General features: G+C 73.1%; 18 protein-coding genes. 9 read left to right on the top strand and 9 right to left on the bottom strand.

Annotated elements, in window-relative coordinates:
- Together RY076_RS03555 and RY076_RS03550 are read right to left on the bottom strand one after the other, a co-directional pair.
- Positions 1-513: a GNAT family N-acetyltransferase gene (locus tag RY076_RS03555; protein WP_323096191.1), complete on the bottom strand. Its 513-nt coding sequence runs from the start codon at positions 511-513 to the stop codon at positions 1-3.
- Between the two features lie 10 nt (positions 514-523).
- Positions 524-2578, bottom strand: a complete 2055-nt coding sequence (locus tag RY076_RS03550; RefSeq protein ID WP_323096190.1) for an NAD(+) synthase — start codon at positions 2576-2578, stop codon at positions 524-526.
- A gap of 137 nt (positions 2579-2715) precedes the next feature.
- Here RY076_RS03550 and RY076_RS03545 point away from each other — a divergent pair, with 137 nt between their 5' ends.
- From RY076_RS03545 to RY076_RS03535, 3 genes are all read left to right on the top strand, one after another.
- Positions 2716-3147, top strand: coding sequence for a pyridoxamine 5'-phosphate oxidase family protein (locus RY076_RS03545; RefSeq protein WP_323096189.1), 432 nt, complete (start codon positions 2716-2718; stop codon positions 3145-3147).
- Between the two features lie 42 nt (positions 3148-3189).
- Complete coding sequence (locus tag RY076_RS03540) at positions 3190-3864, top strand: hypothetical protein (RefSeq protein WP_323096187.1); 675 nt, start codon at positions 3190-3192, stop codon at positions 3862-3864.
- A 63-nt stretch (positions 3865-3927) separates the two neighbouring features.
- Entirely contained in the window at positions 3928-5409 is a 1482-nt protein-coding gene (locus RY076_RS03535; RefSeq protein ID WP_323096186.1) for a PepSY-associated TM helix domain-containing protein, read from the top strand.
- 198 nt (positions 5410-5607) lie between these two features.
- Here RY076_RS03535 and RY076_RS03530 read toward each other — a convergent pair whose 3' ends face one another.
- A complete protein-coding gene (locus tag RY076_RS03530) occupies positions 5608-6801 on the bottom strand; it encodes a glycine C-acetyltransferase (RefSeq protein WP_323096184.1) in 1194 nt (397 codons plus the stop codon).
- 75 nt (positions 6802-6876) lie between these two features.
- On the opposite strand from RY076_RS03530, the gene RY076_RS03525 reads away from it, so the two are divergent.
- The gene (locus tag RY076_RS03525; RefSeq protein WP_323096183.1) at positions 6877-7317 is read left to right on the top strand and encodes a TIGR03668 family PPOX class F420-dependent oxidoreductase; all 441 of its coding nucleotides are present in this window, start codon (positions 6877-6879) and stop codon (positions 7315-7317) included.
- 10 nt (positions 7318-7327) lie between these two features.
- Here the strand turns inward: RY076_RS03525 and RY076_RS03520 are convergent, their stop codons facing one another.
- Entirely contained in the window at positions 7328-7885 is a 558-nt protein-coding gene (locus tag RY076_RS03520; RefSeq protein WP_323096182.1) for a dihydrofolate reductase family protein, read from the bottom strand.
- Between the two features lie 163 nt (positions 7886-8048).
- Between RY076_RS03520 and RY076_RS03515 the strand changes: the two genes are divergently transcribed.
- From RY076_RS03515 to RY076_RS03505, 3 genes are all read left to right on the top strand, one after another.
- Positions 8049-8432, top strand: coding sequence for a hypothetical protein (locus RY076_RS03515; RefSeq protein WP_323096181.1), 384 nt, complete (start codon positions 8049-8051; stop codon positions 8430-8432).
- Between the two features lie 119 nt (positions 8433-8551).
- Positions 8552-9376 (top strand): caspase family protein, encoded by an 825-nt coding sequence (locus RY076_RS03510; protein ID WP_323096180.1) that lies wholly within the window; start codon positions 8552-8554, stop codon positions 9374-9376.
- A 139-nt stretch (positions 9377-9515) separates the two neighbouring features.
- The gene (locus RY076_RS03505; protein ID WP_323096178.1) at positions 9516-12404 is read left to right on the top strand and encodes a CHAT domain-containing protein; all 2889 of its coding nucleotides are present in this window, start codon (positions 9516-9518) and stop codon (positions 12402-12404) included.
- 9 nt (positions 12405-12413) lie between these two features.
- On the opposite strand, the gene RY076_RS03500 is transcribed toward RY076_RS03505, so the two are convergent.
- Both RY076_RS03500 and tdh read right to left on the bottom strand, forming a co-directional pair.
- Positions 12414-13067: an alpha/beta fold hydrolase gene (locus tag RY076_RS03500; RefSeq protein WP_323096177.1), complete on the bottom strand. Its 654-nt coding sequence runs from the start codon at positions 13065-13067 to the stop codon at positions 12414-12416.
- A complete protein-coding gene (gene tdh / locus RY076_RS03495) occupies positions 13064-14101 on the bottom strand; it encodes an L-threonine 3-dehydrogenase (RefSeq protein WP_323096176.1) in 1038 nt (345 codons plus the stop codon). Before tdh ends, RY076_RS03500 begins: the two co-directional genes overlap by 4 nt.
- Positions 14102-14145: 44 nt before the next feature.
- Here tdh and RY076_RS03490 point away from each other — a divergent pair, with 44 nt between their 5' ends.
- Both RY076_RS03490 and RY076_RS03485 read left to right on the top strand, forming a co-directional pair.
- Positions 14146-14667, top strand: coding sequence for a Fur family transcriptional regulator (locus RY076_RS03490; RefSeq protein WP_323096175.1), 522 nt, complete (start codon positions 14146-14148; stop codon positions 14665-14667).
- Positions 14668-14744: 77 nt separating this feature from the next.
- Positions 14745-16121: an ATP-binding protein gene (locus tag RY076_RS03485; RefSeq protein WP_323096174.1), complete on the top strand. Its 1377-nt coding sequence runs from the start codon at positions 14745-14747 to the stop codon at positions 16119-16121.
- Between the two features lie 15 nt (positions 16122-16136).
- Here the strand turns inward: RY076_RS03485 and RY076_RS03480 are convergent, their stop codons facing one another.
- The 3 genes from RY076_RS03480 to RY076_RS03470 are packed head-to-tail and all read right to left on the bottom strand — an operon-like array spanning position 16137 to position 20170.
- Complete coding sequence (locus tag RY076_RS03480; RefSeq protein WP_323096173.1) at positions 16137-18338, bottom strand: alpha-galactosidase; 2202 nt, start codon at positions 18336-18338, stop codon at positions 16137-16139.
- A 1-nt stretch (position 18339) separates the two neighbouring features.
- Positions 18340-19275, bottom strand: coding sequence for a carbohydrate ABC transporter permease (locus RY076_RS03475; protein WP_323096172.1), 936 nt, complete (start codon positions 19273-19275; stop codon positions 18340-18342).
- 1 nt (position 19276) lies between these two features.
- Positions 19277-20170, bottom strand: coding sequence for a carbohydrate ABC transporter permease (locus RY076_RS03470; RefSeq protein WP_323096170.1), 894 nt, complete (start codon positions 20168-20170; stop codon positions 19277-19279).
- Positions 20171-20179: the final 9 nt, after the last annotated feature.

The following is a 20179-nucleotide window of genomic DNA, read 5'->3' as shown; positions in this document are numbered from 1 at the left end:
TCAGAGCTCGACGTGCATGACGTGCGCGCCGACGCGGGTCCCGTCGGGCATCTCGTGGGCGCGGGGCACCGTGCCGACGATCGTGAAGCCGAGGCTCTCGTAGAGGCGGACCGCGCCGCGGTTCGTCTCCACGACGGCGTTGAACTGCATCGCGGCGAAGCCGGCCCGGCGCGCCCAGGCGAGCGAGTCCTCGACGAGGGCCCGCCCGACGCCACGCCCGCGGGCCGCGTCGGTCACCATGTAGCTCGCCGTCGCCACGTGCGAGCCGGGCCCCGGTCGGTTGCGCCCCATCTTCGCCGTACCGAGCAGCTCGTCGCCGGCGACGGCTACGGTGGCGCGCCCGCCCGGGCCGTTGTCGAGCCAGATCGACCGGGCCGTGGCCTCGTCGAGGTCGACCGGGTAGGGAAAGGTGTCGCCGGCGCGGACCACGTGCTCGACGACCGCCCAGACGGCGGGCCAGTCGGCATCGGCGTAGTCGCGGACGGTCACGGCGGCTCGGGAACGCTCGGTCACGGGCACGGCCTCACGCGTCAGGCACGTTGGCGTCGAGCTCGTCCAGCCACGCCGCGCCTGAGGCGTCGGACGGCATCCGCCAGTCGCCGCGCGGCGACAGCGAACCGCCCGCGAGGACCTTCGGGCCGTTCGGCAGCGCCGAGCGCTTGAACTGGTTGGCGAAGTACCGGGTCACGAAGACCTCGAGCCAGCGGCGGATCGTCGGCAGGTCGTAGGCGACGCGGTCGGCGTCGGGGAACCCCGGCGGCCACTCGCCGGCCTCGGGGTCGTGCCAGGCGTTCCAGGCGAGGTAGGCGATCTTCGAGGGCCGGTAGCCGCGGCGCAGCACGTGGAAGAGCGTGAAGTCCTGCAGCGAGTAGGGCCCGATCTTCGCCTGGGTGCTCTGCGGCGCCTCGCCCTCCTTGGCCGGCACCAGCTCGGGGCTGATCTCGGTGTCGAGGATCGACAGGAGCGTCTCGTCGACGTGGTCCTCGAACTGGCCCGACGACACGACCCACCGCACGAGGTGCTGGATGAGGGTCTTGGGCACGCCGGTGTTGACGGCGTAGTGGCTCATCTGGTCGCCGACGCCGTACGTGCACCAGCCGAGGGCCAGCTCGGACAGGTCGCCGGTGCCGAGGACGATGCCGCCGCGCTGGTTGGCGATGCGGAAGAGGAAGTCGGTGCGCAGGCCGGCCTGGACGTTCTCGAAGGTGACGTCGTAGACCTCCTCGCCGCGCCCGAACGGGTGGCCCATGGTTTCGAGCATCTGGGTGGCCGCCGGGCGGATGTCGAGCTCCTCCCACGTGACGTCGAGCGCCTCCATGAGGGCGATGGCGTTGCGCTTGGTGTGCTCGCTCGTGGCGAAGCCGGGCATCGTGAAGGCGAGGATGTCGCTGCGCGGCCGGTCGAGGCGGTCCATCGCCTTGGCGGCCACGATGAGCGCGTGGGTCGAGTCGAGGCCGCCGCTGACGCCGATGACGACCTTGGGCCGCCAGCCGTCCGTCGACATCGCGCGCAGCCGTTGCTCGAGGCCGGACACCTGGATGTTGTAGGCCTCGTAGCAGTCGAGGGCGAGGCGCTCGGGGTCGTCGGGCACGAACGGGAACCGGTCGACCTTGCGGAGCAGGCCGAGGTCGCCGGTCGGGGGTGCGAGCTCGACCTCGACGGTGCGGAACTCGCCGGTGCGGGCGGCGTGCGTGCGGCGGTTGTCGTCGAAGGTGCCCTGGCGCTGACGCTCCTGGCGCAGCAGGTCGAGGTCGATGTCGGCGACGGACCGGCGCGGGCCCTCGGGGAAGCGGTCGGACTCGGCCAGCAGGGCGCCGTTCTCGTATACGAGCGTCTGGCCGTCCCACGACAGGTCGGTCGACGACTCCCCCTCGCCGGCAGCGGCGTAGAGGTAGGCAGCGAGACAGCGGGCAGATGCGCTGCGGCACAACAGCTTCCGGTCGTCGGCACGTGACACGGTGATCGGCGAGCCGGAGATGTTGGCGAGCACCGTCGCCCCCGCGAGCGCCGCCTCGTGGCTCGGCGGGATGGGCACCCACATGTCCTCGCACACCTCGACGTGCACGACGAGGCCGGGCACGTCGGTGGCGCGGAACAGCAGGTCGGGGCCGAACGGCACGCGGTCGCCGGCCACCTCGATGGTGCCGCCGCGCTGGTCGTCGCCGGCGCCGAAGTGGCGCCGCTCGTAGAACTCCCGGTAGTTCGGCAGGTACGACTTGGGGGCGACTCCGACGACGCGCCCGGCGTGGATGACGACGGCGCAGTTGTACAGGCGGCCGTCGCGGTCGAGCGGTGCGCCGACGACGACGAGCGGGCGCAGGTCGGCCGTGGCCTCGGCGATGCGCGCGATGGCGTCGTCGACGGCGTCGAGGAGGGGGTCCTGCAGCAGGAGGTCGTCGATGGCGTAGCCGGACAGGCACAGCTCGGGGAACACCGCGAGCGCGACGCCCTCGTCGTGCAGGTCACGCACCTGCTCGAGGACGGCGTCGGCGTTGCGGGCGGGGTCGGCGACGGTGATCGGGAGGGTGCAGGCGGCCACGCGCGCGAAGCCCTGGGCGTACGCACTCCAGAAGTCCATGGCCACAGTCAATCGCACCGCGGCTGTGACGCGAGCCTCGCCACGATGCGGGTCCGCCGGCGGCAGTCCTTACTACAATCAGTAGTAGTCCGAGGCGGGACCCGACCGACCCGGGAACCCCGAGAGAGGTGACGACGATGAACACGCCCGACAGCCCCGTGCACGAGCTGCACCCCGAGGAGAGCTGGGAGTTCCTCCACGGCCGCGAGTTCGGCCGCCTCGCCTACCACCTCGCCGACGAGGTCCACCTCGTCCCCATCAACTACGCCGTCGTCGACCACCGGCTCCTCTTCCTCACGGCCGAGGGCAGCAAGCTGCTCGGCGTCGCGATGAACTGCGACGTCGCCTTCGAGGTCGACGAGCTCGAGGGCGAGCACGCGACGAGCGTCATCTGCCGCGGCCGCGCCCACGAGCTGACCGGCGACACGACGTGGGCCACCGAGTCGCTGCCGCTGCGCCCATGGGTCAACACCCCGAAGACGGTCGTCGTCGAGATCGTCGTCGACGAGATCACCGGCCGCCGCTTCGACCTGCACCGCCCCTGGCTGCACGCCCGCGTCGACGTCTGAGCGGCCGCTCCCCGGTCGACCGCGCCCGGCTAGCCTTGGCGCGTGCCGACCGGGGAGACGAGCCAGCGCGTGCAGCTGCTGCGCGCCGTGGTGCTCGCCTCGGTCGCGTCGGTCACGGCCACGGTCGCGCACGCCGCGGCCGGTGGCCACGTCGCCTCGGGGCCGGCCGTCCTCGTGGCCGTCGCGCTCCTCACCGGCGCCGCGCTGCCGCTCGTGCGGACGCGTCCCGGCCGGGCCCGCACGGCCGCCCTGCTCGCCGGGCTCCAGGTGAGCGCGCACGTCGTCCACGGCGTCTCCGGACTGCTCGCCGGTAGCGCGAGCGGGCGCGTGCCGGGTGGTCACGCGCACCACGGCCACGGCGCCCTCGACGCGTCGGTCGTCGGTGCCGCGACCGCCTCCCTGCCGCTCGCCGACCTGCTGCCCTCACCGGGCATGGTGCTCGCGCACCTCGTCGCGGCCGTCGTCGTCGGTGCCGTGCTGGCCCGAGGCGAGGCATCCTGGTGGTCGGCCGCCGCGCTCGCGGACCTCCTCGCCCGACGCGTGGGCCGGGTGCTCGCCCGGCTCCTCGCGACCGTCGCGGTCCCCGTCACCCACGTGCCCCGACGCGTCACGCACGTCGGGCGCGACGCCCACCGCTCCCCGGCGCGCTCGCTGCGCGACGTCTGGCGCTCCGGCGTCCCGGGCCACCGCGGTCCACCCCTGCTCCTCGGCACCTGACACCCCTTCCCGGCTACCGCGTCGCGCGGTGGCTGCGCCCTTTCGTCATGCCCGAGGAGACCCATGTCCGTCGTCGACGGCCCCGCTCGTCCTGCCCACCCGCCCGCCACGCCCCACCCCGGCGGGACGGCCCGATCGGGCCGCCCCGCCGGCGCGTCGGGCCTGTTCCGCGCCTTCTGGCGCTGGCACTTCTACGCCTCCGCCGTCGTCGTGCCCGTCCTGCTCGTCCTGGCCGCCACCGGCCTCGTCTACCTCTTCCGGTTCCAGGTCGAGCCGCTCCTGCACCCCGACCTCATGCGCGTCGGCCACGCGCCGGGACAGCTGACCCAGCCGTGGCAGACCCAGCTCGGAGCCGTCACCGACGCCACCACCGACTCCGGTGCCGTCGCTCGCGTCGTGTCGTTCACCGAGCCCGCCTCCCCCGAGGCGTCGGCCCGGTTCACCGTCGAGACGACGACCGGTGCGACGCGAGACGTGTTCGTCGACCCGTACACGGTGACGGTGCTCGGCTCGCTCGACCCCGACACGACGCTGAGCGGCACCGCGGTCCGCCTGCACGCCGACCTCATGGCCGGCCGGCTCGGCGACACCGTCATCGAGCTCGGCGCCTGCTGGGCGGTGGTCATGGCGCTCACCGGCTACTACCTGCTCGTCCGTGGTCGCCGGGCCCGACGCCGCCAACGGGCCGCTCGCGTCTCGGGCGCGCGGTGGCGCACGTGGCACGCCCGCACCGGCGCGTTCGTCGGTGGTGGGCTGCTGCTCCTCGTCGTGTCGGGGCTGCCGTGGACCGGGTTCTGGGGCGAGCAGGTGCAGCGGCTCGTCACCGACCGCAGCACGTCGATGTGGGCCGAGGACCCGGGTGCTCTCTCGAACCCGACGTCGACCCTCGACGAGTCGCTGCCGCACAGCCACCACTCGGTGCCGTGGGCGCAGGGGAAGTCGACTGTGCCGCAGTCGAACCCGAAGGTCGGTTCAGAGGGTGAGGGCGCCGAGGTGAGCGTCGCCGACCTCGACACCGCGGTCGAGGTCGCCGACCGGGCCGGTCTGACCCACCCGTTCACCGTCGCCCTGCCGTCGGAGGAGCGTGGCGTCTACTCCGTCATCGGCTACGCCTTCGACGACCCAGGTCGCGAGCGCACCGTGCACGTCGACCGGTTCGGCGGCCAGGTCGTCAGCACGTACGGCTACGACGACTACCCGGCGCTGGCCAAGGTCGTCGCCCAGGGCATCGCGGTCCACGAGGGGCGACGGTTCGGCACGGTGAACTTCTGGCTGTCGGCGCTGCTCTGCGTGGCGGTCGTGGTGTCCTGCGTGACCGGACCGCTCATGTGGTGGCGGCGCCGGCCGCGCGGCTCGGGCTCGGTGGGCGCACCCCGGGGTCGGGGGCCGCTCGCCGCGTCACCGGGGCTGGCCGTCGTGGTCGTCGCGCTCGGGGTGTTCCTGCCGTACTTCGGGGCCTCGCTGCTGCTGGCTCTGCTGTTCGACCGTTTCGTCGTCCGACGCAACCCGTCCCTGGCCCGCCGCCTGGACACCGTGGGCGCCTAGCGAGGCGCGTCTCCTCCAGGAGTGCGGGCTTCCCGCATCGGTGCGCCGTGCATCGCGCATCCCCAGCGGAAGCCCGCACTCCTGCGGCAACCGCCCGCCCGACGGGGTGCGGTCGCGGCGGCTCACCCCGGGATGGTGGCAGGCACAGCGGCGCCCCCGCGACGGGTTATCGACGCGGGGACACCCGTGGCAGTGCGCTCAGCCGACGGCGTCGCGGCCCTTGACGAAGGCGTCGACGCAGGCGCGGACGTCGTCCTCGGAGTGCGCGGCAGAGAGCTGGACGCGGATGCGCGCCTTGCCCTTGGGCACGACCGGGTAGGAGAACGCGATGACGTAGACGCCGTTGCCGAGCATGTGGTCGGCAACCTGCGCGGCGCGGCGAGCACCGTCCTCGCCCGGGAACATGACCGGGCGGATCGGGTGCGTGCCGGGCAGCAGCTCGAAGCCGGCCTCGGTCATGAGCGAGTGGAACAGGTCGGTGTTGCGGCGCAGCTGCTCACGCTTCTCGGCCGAGCTCGCGACGAGCTCGATGGCGGCCTTGGAGCCGGCCGCGACGGCCGGGGCCACCGAGTTGGAGAACAGGTACGGGCGCGAGCGCTGGCGCAGCAGGTCGACGATCTCGCGGTGGCTGGCCACGTAGCCGCCGGACGCTCCGCCCAGGGCCTTGCCGAGCGTGCCGGTGATGATGTCGACGCGGTCCTGGACGCCGAACAGCTCGGGCGTGCCGCGGCCGCCGTCGCCGACGAAGCCGACGGCGTGCGAGTCGTCGACGAACACGAGCGCGCCGAACTCGTCTGCGAGGTCGCAGATCTCGTCGAGCGGGGCGTACGAGCCGTCCATCGAGAAGACGCCGTCGGTGACGACGACCTTGCGCCTGGCGCCGGCCGCGACGGCGGCCTCGAGCTGGGCGCGGAGGTCGGTCATGTCGGCGTTCTTGTAGCGGTAGCGCATCGCCTTGGACAGGCGCACGCCGTCGATGATCGAGGCGTGGTTGAGCTCGTCGCTGATGATGGCGTCCTCGGCGCCGAAGAGCACCTCGAAGACGCCGCCGTTCGCGTCGAAGCACGAGGAGTAGAGGATCGTCGCCTCGGTGCCGAGGAACTCGCTGATGGTGCGCTCGAGGTCGGTGTGCAGCGTCTGCGTGCCGCAGATGAAGCGGACCGACGCCATGCCGAAGCCCCAGTCGTCGAGCGCGGTCTTGGCGGCGGCGATGATCGCGGGGTCATCGGCCAGGCCCAGGTAGTTGTTGGCGCAGAAGTTGAGCGCCTCGGCCTTGAGGGTGGTGACGTGGGCTGACTGGGGTGAGGTCAGCTCGCGTTCGTTCTTGTAGAGGCCGGCGTCCTCGATCTCCTGCAGGGTCGCTGCGATCTCGTCCTTGACCGATCCGTACATGGTCGTCCTTCGCGCGTGGTCGGGCGTGTGGCGTCCCCCAGCGTATTGCCGCGGGGGCGGACTAGCGTGGGCCGGGTGGACGCGGACGAGGCGAGGGCGCGCTTCGCCGCAGCGCGGGTCGCCCGGCTCGCGACCGTCGGTTCCGACGGCGCACCGCACCTCGTGCCCGTCGCGTTCGCCCTCGTCGGCGACGTCGTGTGGTCGGCGGTCGACGACAAACCGAAGTCGACCCGGGCGCTGCGACGGCTGGCCAACATCGCTGCGCACCCCCGCGTCAGCCTCCTCGTCGACCACTACGACGACGACTGGACGCGGCTGTGGTGGGTCCGCGCCGACGGCACCGCCCGCGTCCTCGACGCCACCGACGCCACCGACGCCACCGACGCCACCGACGCTGCGACGCGTGCCGGCCGGGACGCGCTCGCCGCCCGCTACCCGCAGTACCGCGAGCGCCCACCCGCGGGTCCGTTCGTCGCCGTCACCGTCGACGTGTGGCGCGGCTGGTCGGCGCGCTGACCGGCCGTCGTCACAGCACGTCGTAGCGGGCGTACGTCGTTCCGTTGGCGAACGTCCGGGAGTCGCGCAGGCGCAGCTCCATCCGCACGTCGGTCGGCAGGATCGGCGTGCCTCCCCCGACGACGTGCGGCACCCGGAACACGCTCACCTCGTCGACGACACCGGCCCGCAGCGCCTGGGCGGCGAGCGACGGCCCGCCGATGCTGACGTCGTGCGGCTGGTCCCGCACCCACGCCTTCGCCGCCTCGGGGTCGAAGAACCGCTCGAGGCGCGTCCGCGGGGCACTGACTGCCTCGAGCGTCGTCGAGTACACGACCTTGTCGGTGGCGAGCCACACCCGGGCGTAGTCGTCCGCGACCGACCCCTCGGGGTCTTCGCTGGGCGCGGTGTCCCAGTACCGCATCACCTCGTAGAGCCGCCTGCCGCACAACATGGTGCCGACACCGCGCTCGAGGTCGTTGACGAAGCCGTGCACCTCCGCGTCGGGGGCGGCCCACTCGAAGCTCCCCGACGCGTCGGCCACGTAGCCGTCGAGGGAGCAGATGGTCGTGTAGACGAGGCGTCCCATGTGTCGACTGTGTCACGCCGGCACGCTCAGCGGGCCCGTCCGACACCCGTCGCGCGCCCGCTCGAGTCGGTGCGAAGCGCCTTGCGCCACTACAGTGGCGGGGTTTGCGCGGCCCACGAGGCCCCGCCGGACCAGCCCTCCCACCAGGACGCCAGGACCTCCCGTGCACCGACGACTCGCCCTCAGCTGCGCCACCGCGGCCACCGTTCTCGCCCTCGCCGCCTGCGGCGACGGCGGCCCGAGCGCGACGAAGGAGGTCGCGGGCGCGCACCCGGCATGGATCACCGTGGCCCAGGTCGTCTGCCCGCCCGACTCCGACGCCAAGGGATCCGTCGACGACCACAAGGTGACGTGCACCGGCCCCAAGGGCCAGCAGGTCGAGGCGTCCTTCTACGACAAGGCCGTCGACCTCGACCGCACCGTCAGCACCTTCCAGTGCAAGACCGGCGTCAAGTCAATCTCTGGCGACGACTGGCTCGTGCCCCTCGTGCCGGACGACGCCGTGGCCGGCAAGCTCCTCGACGCCGGCGGCATCAACCTCTGCTGAGCGACCCAGACGTCCGAGGCGCCCAAGACGCCCGAACCGGGTGTATCACCGCCTGCGCAGGAGGACTCTGAGAGGTGGGGCCCCACCCTGCCCCGTGCGCTCGGCGGAAGGAGCTCCTCATGGCCCGGCGCGCCCTGCTCATCGGCATCAACCAGTACGCGATCCCGGGGGCTGACCTCCGCGGCTGCGTCAACGACGTCGAGCTCGCCGCCGGCGTCCTGCGCGACCTCTACGGCTTCCCGGACGACGCCGTCACGCTCCTCACCGACGCGGCGGCCACGAAGGCGGCGATGCAGGAGGCGATCTCCGGCCTCGTCGAGGGCGCCGCCCCCGGCGACGTCCTCTACCTGCACTACTCCGGCCACGGCTCGAACGTGCCCGACACCAACGGCGACGAGGCCGACGGCCGCGACGAGATCCTCTGCCCGCACGACCTCGACTGGGACGACCCGCTCACCGACGACTGGCTGCGCACGACCTTCGACCGGCTCGACCCGGCCGCGAGCCTCACTGTCGTCATGGACTGCTGCCACTCCGGCACGAACACCCGCGAGCCGCTCCCGCCGCCGGGCATGCCGCAGCCGGAGGTGGTCGACCGGTTCCTGCCCAACCCGGACGACGAGGAGCGCGGCGGCGCCCACACCGGCACGCCGCGTCCGTCCCGTCGGCGTCGGGACGGCGACGTGCACGACGTCGACATCATCGAGACGCTCGTCAGCGGCTGCCGCGACTCGCAGACCTCGGCCGACGCGCACATCGACGGCTCGTACAACGGTGCCCTGACGTACTACCTCGTCAAGGCGATGCGCGAGGACCCGACCGCGTCCTACCGCGACGTGCACCGTCGCACCCTGCTCGGGCTGCGCGGCGCGTACCCGCAGGTGCCGCAGCTCGAGGGCCGCGGCGTCCGCCTCGACGCCCCGTTCCTGTCGCCCGCGGGGTGAGGTCGTGTCCCCGCTCGACGGGCCCGTCCCGACGCCGCAGGGGACCGCCCCGGCGCCGCCGACGCCGTCCGCCCCCTCCACGACGCCCGCCCCACCATCGACGCCGTCCCGTGCACCCGACGCCTCCGAAGCGTCCGGCGTGTCCGACGCGCCGGACGCGCCCGACCCGCGACCCCGGCCGACCGTGCACGTCGCCCACGGCGACCTGCGCTTCGCCCGCAACCACCTCATCATCGGCCACTACGCCGGCAGCACCCTCGTCGGCGGCGAGGCCGCCCTCGACCAGCTGCTCGACGGGCGGCTCTCCCGCGCAGCGATGCTCGGCATCTACCCGGGCGCGCTCGAGACGTGCCAGGTGTTCACCGACCCCGACAAGTGGTCGACGCCGCCCGGTGCGGTCGTCGCGGGCCTGGGCCCCATCGGCCAGCTGAGCGCGGCGTCCCTGGCCCGGGCGGTCGCGCACGCGGCCCTGACCGCCGCCCTCGGGAACCTGTCGATCGCCCGGCCGCGCAAGGCATCCCGCCGCACCGGCGGCGTCCTGCAGATGCGGCTCTCGAGCCTGCTCATCGCCACCGGCGCCGGCGGCCTGCCGGTGCGCGACAGCGTCCAGGCGCTACTCACCGGCATCCAACGGGCCAACGACCGCCTCGCCGACACCGGCATGGGCGTGCACATCTGCGACCTCGAGGTCATCGAGCTGTGGCAGGACCGCGCCCTCCAGGCCCTCGATGCGGTCAGCGCGTCGATGTCGACGGGCGAGCTGGCCGAGTGCTTCGTCCTCGACCCGCGCCTGCGGGAGATGCCGGGGCGCCAGCGCCGGCTCGTGTTCACCGAGCGCGACGGCTGGTGGCAGCAGGTGCGGGTGCGCAGCGAGTCCGACGGCTCCCTGACCTTCGAGGCGTCCGTGGGTCGGGCCGGCACGCCGACGCGCACGGTGGGCACCCAGCGCGCCCTCGTCGACCGGCTCGTCGAGTCGCTCGTCGACACGCCCTCGCCCGACGTGGTGTCGGCCCACACGCTCTTCGAGCTGCTCTTCCCGAACGACCTCAAGGCCCAGGCACCCGACACCGACAACATCGTGCTCGTCGTGGACCGCGGCTCGGCGCACTTCCCGTGGGAGCTGCTCGACGACCACGGCGCCGACCGGTTGGGCTCCGGGGACGGCGAGCGCCGGACACCGCTCGGGGTGCGGCGCGGTCTCGTGCGCCAGCTCGAGGGCACGACGATGCGCAGCCACGTGCTGTCGGCGACGACGGGCCGCGCGTTCGTCATCGGCGACACCGAGAGCGGCCTCGGGCCACTGCCGGCCGCCCAGAACGAAGCGCGCGCTGTCGCGAAGACCCTGCAGGACAAGGGTTTCCAGTGCGACCCGCTCATCACGGCGTCGGGCACGCAGGTGGTGCAGGGCCTCTTCGACGGCGCCTACCGCATCGTGCACCTGGCCGGGCACGGCGTCTTCGACTGGCCCGTGCCGGCGGCCGGGACCGACGGCGTCGACGGGACGGCACGCGTCACCGGGCTCGTACTCGGCGGCGGGATGTTCCTCACCGCCGGGGAGATCGGGCAGCTGCGCCAGGTGCCCGAGCTCGTCTTCGTCAACTGCTGCCACCTCGGCGCGGTGCCCGAGGGCGACACCGCCGCACCGACGCTCGGCGGCCGGTACCACCGGCTCGCCGCGAGCGTCGCCACCGAGCTCATCGACATCGGCGTGCGCGCCGTCGTCGCGTGCGGCTGGGCCGTCGACGACGAGGCCGCCGCGACGTTCGCGACGACGTTCTACGACGCGATCCTCGCGGGTGAGACCTTCGGCGACGCCGTCACCCGGGCCCGCGCGGAGACGTGGAGCCTGCACCCCGACGTCAACACGTGGGGCGCCTACCAGTGCTACGGCGACCCGGACTACCGCCTGGCCCGTGAGGGCGTCGAGCTGACGGCCGGCCCGACGCGGAGCCTCGCGAGCACCGAGCAGGCCCGCGTCGAGATCGAGAACCTCGGCCAGTCGGTCGACGTCAGCCGCGACACGAACTACGGCCTGCGCCGGCTGCACACCCTCGTGGCCCAGCTCGACGCGTGCGACCTGTCCGACGGCGCGCTGCAGGTGCTCATCGCCCGCACGTACAACAAGTTCGGCAACTTCGACCTCGCCCGCGACTACTTCCGCCGCACCCTCGCCTCGGGCGGCACGGCGCTCACGGTCCGCGACTTCGAGGTGTGGATCGACCAGACGGTCCGCACCGCCGCGACCGACGCCGTGCACGGCTCGGGCGCGCCGGGCGGCTCCGGCATCGCGCTGCTCGGCGCCGACGCGGTGGAGACGGCCGCCGCGACGATCGAGTCCTCGATCGCGACGCTGCGCCACCTCATCGACGACCCCGGCTCGGTGGTCCTCGGCAGCGGACCGGGGGCCTCGGTCCTCACCGCGGCCGACGCTGTGCCCGCACCGAGCATCGACCGGCTGTGGCGGGTCGCCAGCGCCTACAAGCGGCTCGCCCTCGTGACGTGCCCGGCCCGCTCCGCCGCCGCGGCCGCGGCGGCCCCCGACGACTGGACGCGTGCCAAGGCCGCGCTCGTCGACGCCGCCGACTGGTACCGCCGCGCCCACGAGGCCGCCGGCCCCAACGACCGGCGCAGCAACGGGGCCCTCGCCAACTGGCTCGCGGCCGAGCTGGCGCTGACGTGGCGCCCGGTGCCGGACCGCGAGGGCGTCGACCCGGACACCGCCCGGCGGCTGCTCCACGACGCCACCGAGGTGGCCGACGAGGAGGCGCGACACTCCCCCTCGTTCTGGACCGTCGCCGTGGTGGGCGACCTCGTCACGCTCGCGGCGCTGTGGGCGCCGGAGCCGACGCGCTCCAAGGCCGCCAAGGCCGTCGACCGCTACGAGCGCGCCGCCCTCATCGGCAGCGAGGAGCAGCTGCGCCAGGTGCGCGACCAGGTCGACTGGCTCTCCGACATGGCGAACTCCGACCACCCGCCGCAGGCGGCGTTCCTCCGGACGCTCCAGGAGGGCCTCGACGCCATCGGGTGAGTCGGGAGGTCAGGCGTCGGAGAGGAACTCGTGGGTGAGGTCGGCCAGCTCGCGTGCGGACTCGGTGTTGAGCATCGCCCCGGCGCCGTCGACGACGTGCAGCCGCGCGCCCGGCACGTCGGCGGCGAGGCGTCGCCCGGCCTCGACCCCGGCGCGGTCGCGCGATCCCGCGACGACCAGCGTCGGCGCCTCGACGCGTCGCAGCGCGTCGGTGCCGTCGAACTCGCGCAGCGCGTCGAGGACCGCGAGCATCCGCGGGCGCGACACCCCGGCGTCGACGAGCTTCGACTCGGGCACGAGGCGCATGGCGAGCTTCTGCATCCGCAGCGCGCCCTTCGAGGGGCGCACGAGCGCGCCGGCCACGACGAGGCGCCCGACGAGCTCGGGCCGCTGGACGGCGAGGCGCAGCGCGACGCTCGCCCCGACCGACACCCCGAGGAGGTCGGCCTTGCGGACGCCCTGCAGCTCGAGCTCGTCGGCGACGCCCGACGCCGCGGCGTCGAGGTCGAAGCCGACCGGGTCCTTGGGGCGCAGGCCGCGCATCCACGGCGCGGTCATCGGCCGCCCGGCGCCGAACGCCGACACGAAGTCCTGCCACGCGATGGGCGACTGCCCGACGCCGTGGAGCAGCACGAGCGGGCGGGGCCGACCCGGCTGGGTCATGACCAGTCGAGGACGACCTTGCCGCACTGGCCCGAACGCGCCGTGTCGAAGGCCTCCTCCCAGCGCTCGGCCGGGAACCGGTGCGTGATGACCTGCGAGACGGCGGCCCGGAAGCGCTCGGACGTCGCGATCATCTGCGACATCGCGTACCAGGTGTCGTACATCTCGCGGCCGTAGATGCCCTTGAGGGTCAGCATGTGCGTGATGACCTTGCCCCAGTCGAGCTCGTAGCTCTGGTGCGGCAGCCCGAGCAGCGCGATGCGCCCGCCGTGGTTCATGTTGGCGATCATGTCGGTGACGGCCGGAGCGGCCCCCGACATCTCGAGACCGATGTCGAAGCCCTCCTTCATGCCGAGGTGGTGCTGGGCGTCGGCGAGCGACTCGCGCGTCACGTTGATCGTCAGGTCGGCGCCGGCGTGCTCGGCGAGGGAGAGGCGGTAGTCGCTCGCGTCGGACACGACGACGTAGCGGGCCCCGGCGTGGCGCGCGATGGCGGCGGCCATGACGCCGATCGGCCCGGCGCCGGTGACGACGACGTCCTCGCCGACCATCGGCCACTGCAGCGCCGTGTGCGTGGCGTTGCCGAGCGGGTCGAAGACGGCGCCGAGGTCGGGGTCGAGGTCGGCCGGCTGCACCCAGACGTTGCTCGCCGGCAGCACGACGAAGTCCGCGAAGGCGCCGTCGCGGTTGACGCCGATGCCCTGGGTGCGGATGCAGAGGTGGCGGCGCCCGGCGCGGCAGTTGCGGCAGATGCCGCAGACGACGTGGCCCTCGCCGGAGGCGCGATCGCCGACGGACACGCTCGTGACGTCCTCACCGACCTCGACGACCTCGCCGTAGAACTCGTGGCCGATGACGAGCGGCGGCTTGACGGTCGACTCGGCCCAGTCGTCCCAGCCCGCGAGGTGCAGGTCGGTGCCGCAGATGCCCGCCCGGAGCACGCGGATCTTGACGTCGGTGGGGCCGCATTCGGGCTCGGGTCGGTCGACGAGCTCGAGACCGGGGCCGGCGGACAGCTTCGTGAGGGCACGCACGGGGGCAGTCTGCCACCCACCGCCGGACGCGGGATGATGAGGGCGTGCCGCCGACCCAGCCGACGACCCCGACGCCGCGCGTCGCCGACGTCCTCGCCCGGCTGCGCGCCGTGGGCGAGCGGATGACGCCGGCGCGGCGTGCCGTGCTCACGGTGGTCGACGTGGCCGATGCCGCGGGCGAGCACCTGACGGCCGAGCAGATCGGCGCGCGGGTCGGCGACCTCGAGCCGGCCGTGCACCGGGCCACCCTCTACCGGACCCTCACCTCGCTCACCGAGCTCGGGGCGCTGTCGCACGTCCACCTCGGCGGGTCGGCGACGGTCTACCACCTCGGCGCCGGGCCCGAGGACGTGACGCCGCACGAGCACGAGGAGGGCCACGACCACGCGCACGACCACGCGCACGACCACGCGCACGTCCAGTGCCACCAGTGCGGACGCGTCCTCGACGTCCCACCGGACGTCCTCGACGACGTCGCGGCCCGCCTCGAGGCCGACCTCGGCTTCGTCCTCGACACCGGACACGCCGCCCTGCTCGGCACCTGCCGCGACTGCGCCGCCGATTGACCCGATTCGCCGCCACCGGCCGCGTCCGCGGGCCACCATGGAGAGGCTTGCGGTTCGGCGGCGGTGTGGAGGCGATGATGACGCACGACACGACATTCGGCGCAGACGTCAGGTCCGACGACGGGCGCACCTTCGTCGCGGCCACCGAGCGACTCAGTCCCGGCGACCTCGCCGTCATCGAGTCCGACCACGAGACCCTGCTCGCCCAGGTGCGGGACCGGTTCGGCGACCCGGCCGTCGCGGCGGGGGTCGTGCTCGGTCACCTCAAGGACGGTCGGCTGGTGCGTCCGCAGGGTCGGGACCTGCTCGACCAGGCGACCATCCGCCCGGCGAACCGCGAGGAGGCCGAGCACCTCCAGGCGGCGACGCGGGCGTCGATGGAGGTCGGCACGTGGCAGCTCGGCGCCGCGGAGGCGCCGCTGCGCCTGCGGCCTGCCGGGTTCGCCCGGCACACCTTCGTGTGCGGGCAGAGCGGCTCGGGCAAGACGTACGCGCTCGGCGTCGTCCTCGAGCAGCTGATCCTCCAGACGCGGCTGCGGCTGTTCGTCATCGACCCGAACGCCGACTTCGTGCACCTCGGCACGACCCGCGACGATGCGCCCGCCGGGACCGGTGAGAGGCTCGCCGCCGCCGGCACCCTCGATGTGCAGCGGGCCGACGCCACCGGCGCGGAGGCGCTGCGCGTCCGCTTCGGCCACCTGTCGCTGGCGGCGCAGGCGTCGGTCATGCAGCTCAACCCGGTGACCGACCGCGGCGAGTTCAACGAGTGGCTGCACGTCGACGTCAACGACCCGAGCATCGACCTCGGCGACCTCATGGCGCGGATGGCCGTCGGCTCGGCCTCAGAGCGGGCCTTCGCCCAGCGCGTCGAGAACCTCGGCATCGGGGACTGGCAGGTGTGGCCCATCAACACCCCCGGCGCGGTGCCGATGGACGAGCGGTCCGCGCGCACGACGGTCCTCGACGTGTCGGGCTTCGGCCGTCACGAGGAGCAGCTCGTCGTGGCCCTCGACCTGCTCGACCGGCTGTGGGCCGAGCGGGAGGAGCGGCAGCCCGCGCTCGTGGTCATCGACGAGTCGCACAACATCTGCCCGTCCGACCCCTCCACGCCGCTGCAGCGCGCCGTGACCGACCGGCTCATCCAGATCGCCGCCGAGGGGCGCAAGTACGGGTTGTGGCTGCTCCTGTCGACGCAACGGCCCTCGAAGGTCCACCCGCAGGTCGTCTCGCAGTGCGACAACCTCATGCTCATGCGGATGAACTCGCCCTCCGACGTCGCCGACCTCTCGCGCCTCTTCGGCTTCGCGCCGGAGGCGATGCTCGACGCGTCGCCGAACTTCTACCAGGGCGAGGCCCTCTTCGCGGGCGCGTTCGTGCCGGTGCCGTCGTTCGGGCGCATGGGCGCCCGGCTGACGATCGAGGGCGGCATCGACGTGCCGGTGCCGCTGCCCTGAGCCGGGCGGCCGGGGTCAGACGGCGCGGACGTCGAGCAGGTAGCCCTGGGCCGGGCCGAGGACCGGCACCGGCAGGCCGACGACGCCGAGCACCGAGCCGGGCACGACGACCCCTTCGGCGGCGAGCGCCGGCTCCCACCACGACGGCGCCCCGTGCTGGACGACCGCGGGCGCTCCCGCCTCCGGACGCACCCGCACGGAGTAGCTGCGCCGCGGGTCGAGACCCGGCAGCGGCAGCGCCCCCGTGGTGGCGTCGCGCCCCGTGACGAGGCGCGCCACGGTGTAGGCGGCGCGGCCGCGGTCGGCGTCGACGGTGCCGGTGACGAGGACGGTGCCGTCGGGGCTCTCCGACCGGACGAGGTCGCCGGCGTGCAGCAGCGGTCGCAGCTCGCGGGCCAGCGCCGTCCACGCGGTGAGCGCCTCGAGCTCGTCGTCCGAGCACGTCGTGATGTCCCACTCGAGCCCCGCGTGCCCCTGCAGTGCCATGAGCGTGCGGAAGCCGAGGTCGACGGTGCGGTGCGTCGTGTGCGCCGTGGCCGGGCCGACGTGCGTGCCCATGAGCTCGGCGGGCACGAGCAGGCTCGTCCAGCGCTGGATGCTCGCCCGCTCGAGGGCGTCGTTGCAGTCGCTGGTCCAGATGCGGTCGGTGTGGTCGAGCACCCCGAGGTCGACGCGCCCGCCGCCGCTGCTGCACGACTCGATCTCGAGCCGCGGGTGACGGGCCCGGAGGTCGTCGAGCAGGCGGTAGAAGGCGAGCGTGTGCTCGTGCACCGCAGGGGCGTCGACGCGGCGTCCGCCGGGGCCGTCCACCGTGTGCACGGCCTCGAGGAGGTCGCGGTTGTGGTCCCACTTGATGTAGTCGATGCGGTACTCGGCGACGAGCGCGCTGATCCGCTCGAGCAGCTGGGCGTACGCGTCGGGGTTCGTGAGGTCGAGCAGCTGCTGCCAGCGCCACTCGCGCGGGGCGCCGGCTGCCGGGCCGAGCGCCCACTCGGGGTGGGCGCGCACGAGGTCGCTGTCCTCGTTGACCATCTCCGGCTCGAACCACAGCCCGAACTCGAGGCCGAGGCCCTTGACGTGGTCGACGAGGGGCGCCATGCCGTCGGGCCAGACGTCGGCCGAGACGACCCAGTCGCCGAGGCCCGCGCGGTCGTGGCGGCGCGAGCCGAACCAGCCGTCGTCGAGCACGAAGCGCTCGACGCCGATGCGGGCAGCCTTGTCGGCCAAGGACTTCAGGTGGCCGAGGTCGGTCTCGAAGTAGACGGCCTCCCACGTGTTGAGGACGACCGGACGCGGCCGCGACGGGTGGCCGGCACGGGCGCGCAGGCTCCGGTGGAGTCGGCGCGACAGGCCGTCGAGACCGTCGGTCGAGTGGACGAACACGACGGTCGGGGCCTCGTGGGTCTCCCCCGGCGCGAGACGCACCTCGCCCGGCGCGAGCAGCTCTGCCCCTCCCAGGACGGCGTGGTGGCGGCCGGCCCCCTCCGGCAGGGCCTCGACGAGGTGCTCGTGGTTGCCGCTCCACGCGGTGTGCACGGCCCAGACCTCCCCTGAGCCCCAGTCGAACCCGCGGGTGCCCGCCATGAGGAGGAGCGTCGCGTCGTGGCCGGTGCGACCGCGCCGCGACGCGCGCAGGTGCGTGCCGTGGTCGAGCCGGCTGCGCTGCGGCGAGCGTTCGCGGCACCAGCGGCCGGTGAGGTCGAGCACCTCGTCGGCGCGCAGCGGCAGCGGCAGGATCGCGCGCAGCGCCGACACGTCGAGCGGGGCGGCGGCGTCGGACGTGTTCGTCACCGACGCGTCGACGCGGAGGACGCCGTGCGCGTCGAGCGCGTGCCGCAGCTCGAGGCGGATGCCGTCCACCGAGGTCGCGCGGGTCAAGACGGTGGCGCCCTCGGCCGCGCACGTGACGTCCGACCAGCGCACGGCGCCCGCGGACCCGCCGCGGTGCCCGGCCCACCCGGGCGTGCCGGACCAGCCGTCGGCTTCGCCGGGCAGGACGGTGAGCGGCCACGGCTCGTCGAGCGCGCTCGGCGGGACGGGGGCGACCGTCAGGGCGGACAGGGCGGCGTAGGTGCCGGGCCCGCCCTCGAGGACGGGGCCCCAGTGGAGCACCTCCGGCAGGCCGTCGGTGCGGGGCTCGAGCGCCAGCGCGGTGCCCGCGGACTCGACGACGACCGGGGAGGAGGACGGCTGGGACGGGCGGGTCGGGTGGTTCACGTCATCCCTTCGTCGCGCCGAGCGTCAGGCCCGCCACGAAGTGTCGTTGGAGCACGAAGAAGATCACCAGCGTAGGCACCGCGATGATGATCGAGCCCGCGGCCACGAGGTTGTTGTCGGTGAAGAACTGGCCTTGGAGGTTGTTGAGCGAGCTCGTCACCGGGTACTTGTCGCCCTGCTGGAGCAGCACCGTGGCCCAGAAGAACTCGTTGTAGATCCACGTCGTCTGCAGCACCGCGAGCGCGGCCAGGGCCGGTCGGCACAGCGGCAGGGTGATCTGCCAGAACTGACGCGTCACGCTCGCGCCGTCGATGACGGCCGACTCGTAGAGCTCCTTGGGCAGCGCCTTCATGTAGTTGCTGAGGACGAAGGCGCAGAAGCCGGTCTGGAACGCGACGTTGACGAGGATCAGGCCCTGGAAGCTGTTGAGCAGCGTGCCCGACTCGCTGAACCAGAACGGCACCTCGATGGCGCGGAACATCCGGTACACCGGGATGAGCAGCGCCTGGGGCGGCAGCAGGTTGGCCGCCATGAAGAAGCCGAGCAGCGCGAAGTTGACCTTCCACGAGAAGCGCGCGACGACGAAGGCGACGCACGCCGACAGGAAGAGCGTCAGGAGCACGGCGGGGACCGTGATGATGAACGAGTTCCAGAAGTGGAGCGCGAACTCGCCTCTCTCCCAGGCGTTCTTGTAGTTGTCGAGGGTGAAGCCACCCCAGGACACGTAGCCGTTTCGGGCCGTGTACGCGTAGTCGCGGAAGGAGTTGACGAGCGCGAGCAGCAGCGGGAAGAGCCAGATGAGCGAGACGAGGGTCAGCACGAGCGGCAGGAACCAGCGGCGTCCCGACCTCGGGCCGCCCTCGCGCGGCGGGGCCGGGGAGGGGGTGCGCTCCCGCACCGGCTCCACGGCGTCGGCGGTGACGGACACGTCGGTCATGTCAGTCCTCCTTCATGGCGATGCGCAGGTAGACGAAGACGAGCACGCTCGAGATCGCGAGCATGATCGTGGCGAGCGCCGACCCGAAGCCGATGCGGCTCGCCTCGCCGACGACGTTCTGGGTGACGAGGGTCGAGATGAGCTCGAGCCCGTTGCGGCCCTTGTTGATGATCCAGACGAGGTCGAAGGCACGCAGGGACTCGATGAACGTGACGATGAGGACGATGATGTTGATCGGTCGCATGACCGGGAAGACGACACGGAAGAACGTCGTCGTCTCGCTGGCGCCGTCGATCTTCGCCGCCTCGCGCAGCGACGGGTCGACGCCCTTCAGGCCGGCCAGGTAGAGCAGCATGATGTAGCCGGAGTGGCGCCACGTCGCCGCGACGAGCGCGGCCCAGAGGTTGACGCTGGAGTCGCCGTACCAGTCGGTCTTGGTGTGCAGGACGGCGTTGAGCAGTCCCTGGTCGCGCGAGTAGATGAGCTGCCAGATGAAGCCGATGAGCGCCAGCGACAGCACGACCGGCAAGTAGATGCTCGTCTGGTAGAACCGCGTGCCCGCCGCGCCGCGGTCGACGAGTACCGCGAAGAGCATGCCGAGCGGGGTCGCGACGAGGAACATCACGGCCAGCCAGATGAGGTTGTGCTGGATCGCCGGCCAGAACGGCGGGTAGATCGTCGTGACGTCGCGGTAGTTCTGGAGCCCGACCGACTTGATGCCGGAGAGCGGCCCGATCCCGTCCCAGTTGGTGAACGAGAGCAGGACCGAGCCGATCGCCGGGATCCAGACGAGCCAGAGGACGAGGAGCGTCGGCACCGCCACCATCAGCGCGATGACGACCCGGTCGCGCGCCGACAGCTGGTCGATGCCCTTGTACCTGCGTGTGCTCGCCATGATGAGTCG

It is taken from the genome of Intrasporangium zincisolvens (genome assembly GCF_034724055.1).
Lineage (GTDB): Bacteria > Actinomycetota > Actinomycetes > Actinomycetales > Dermatophilaceae > Monashia > Monashia zincisolvens.
This window is presented reverse-complemented; position numbering and strand designations above follow the sequence as displayed.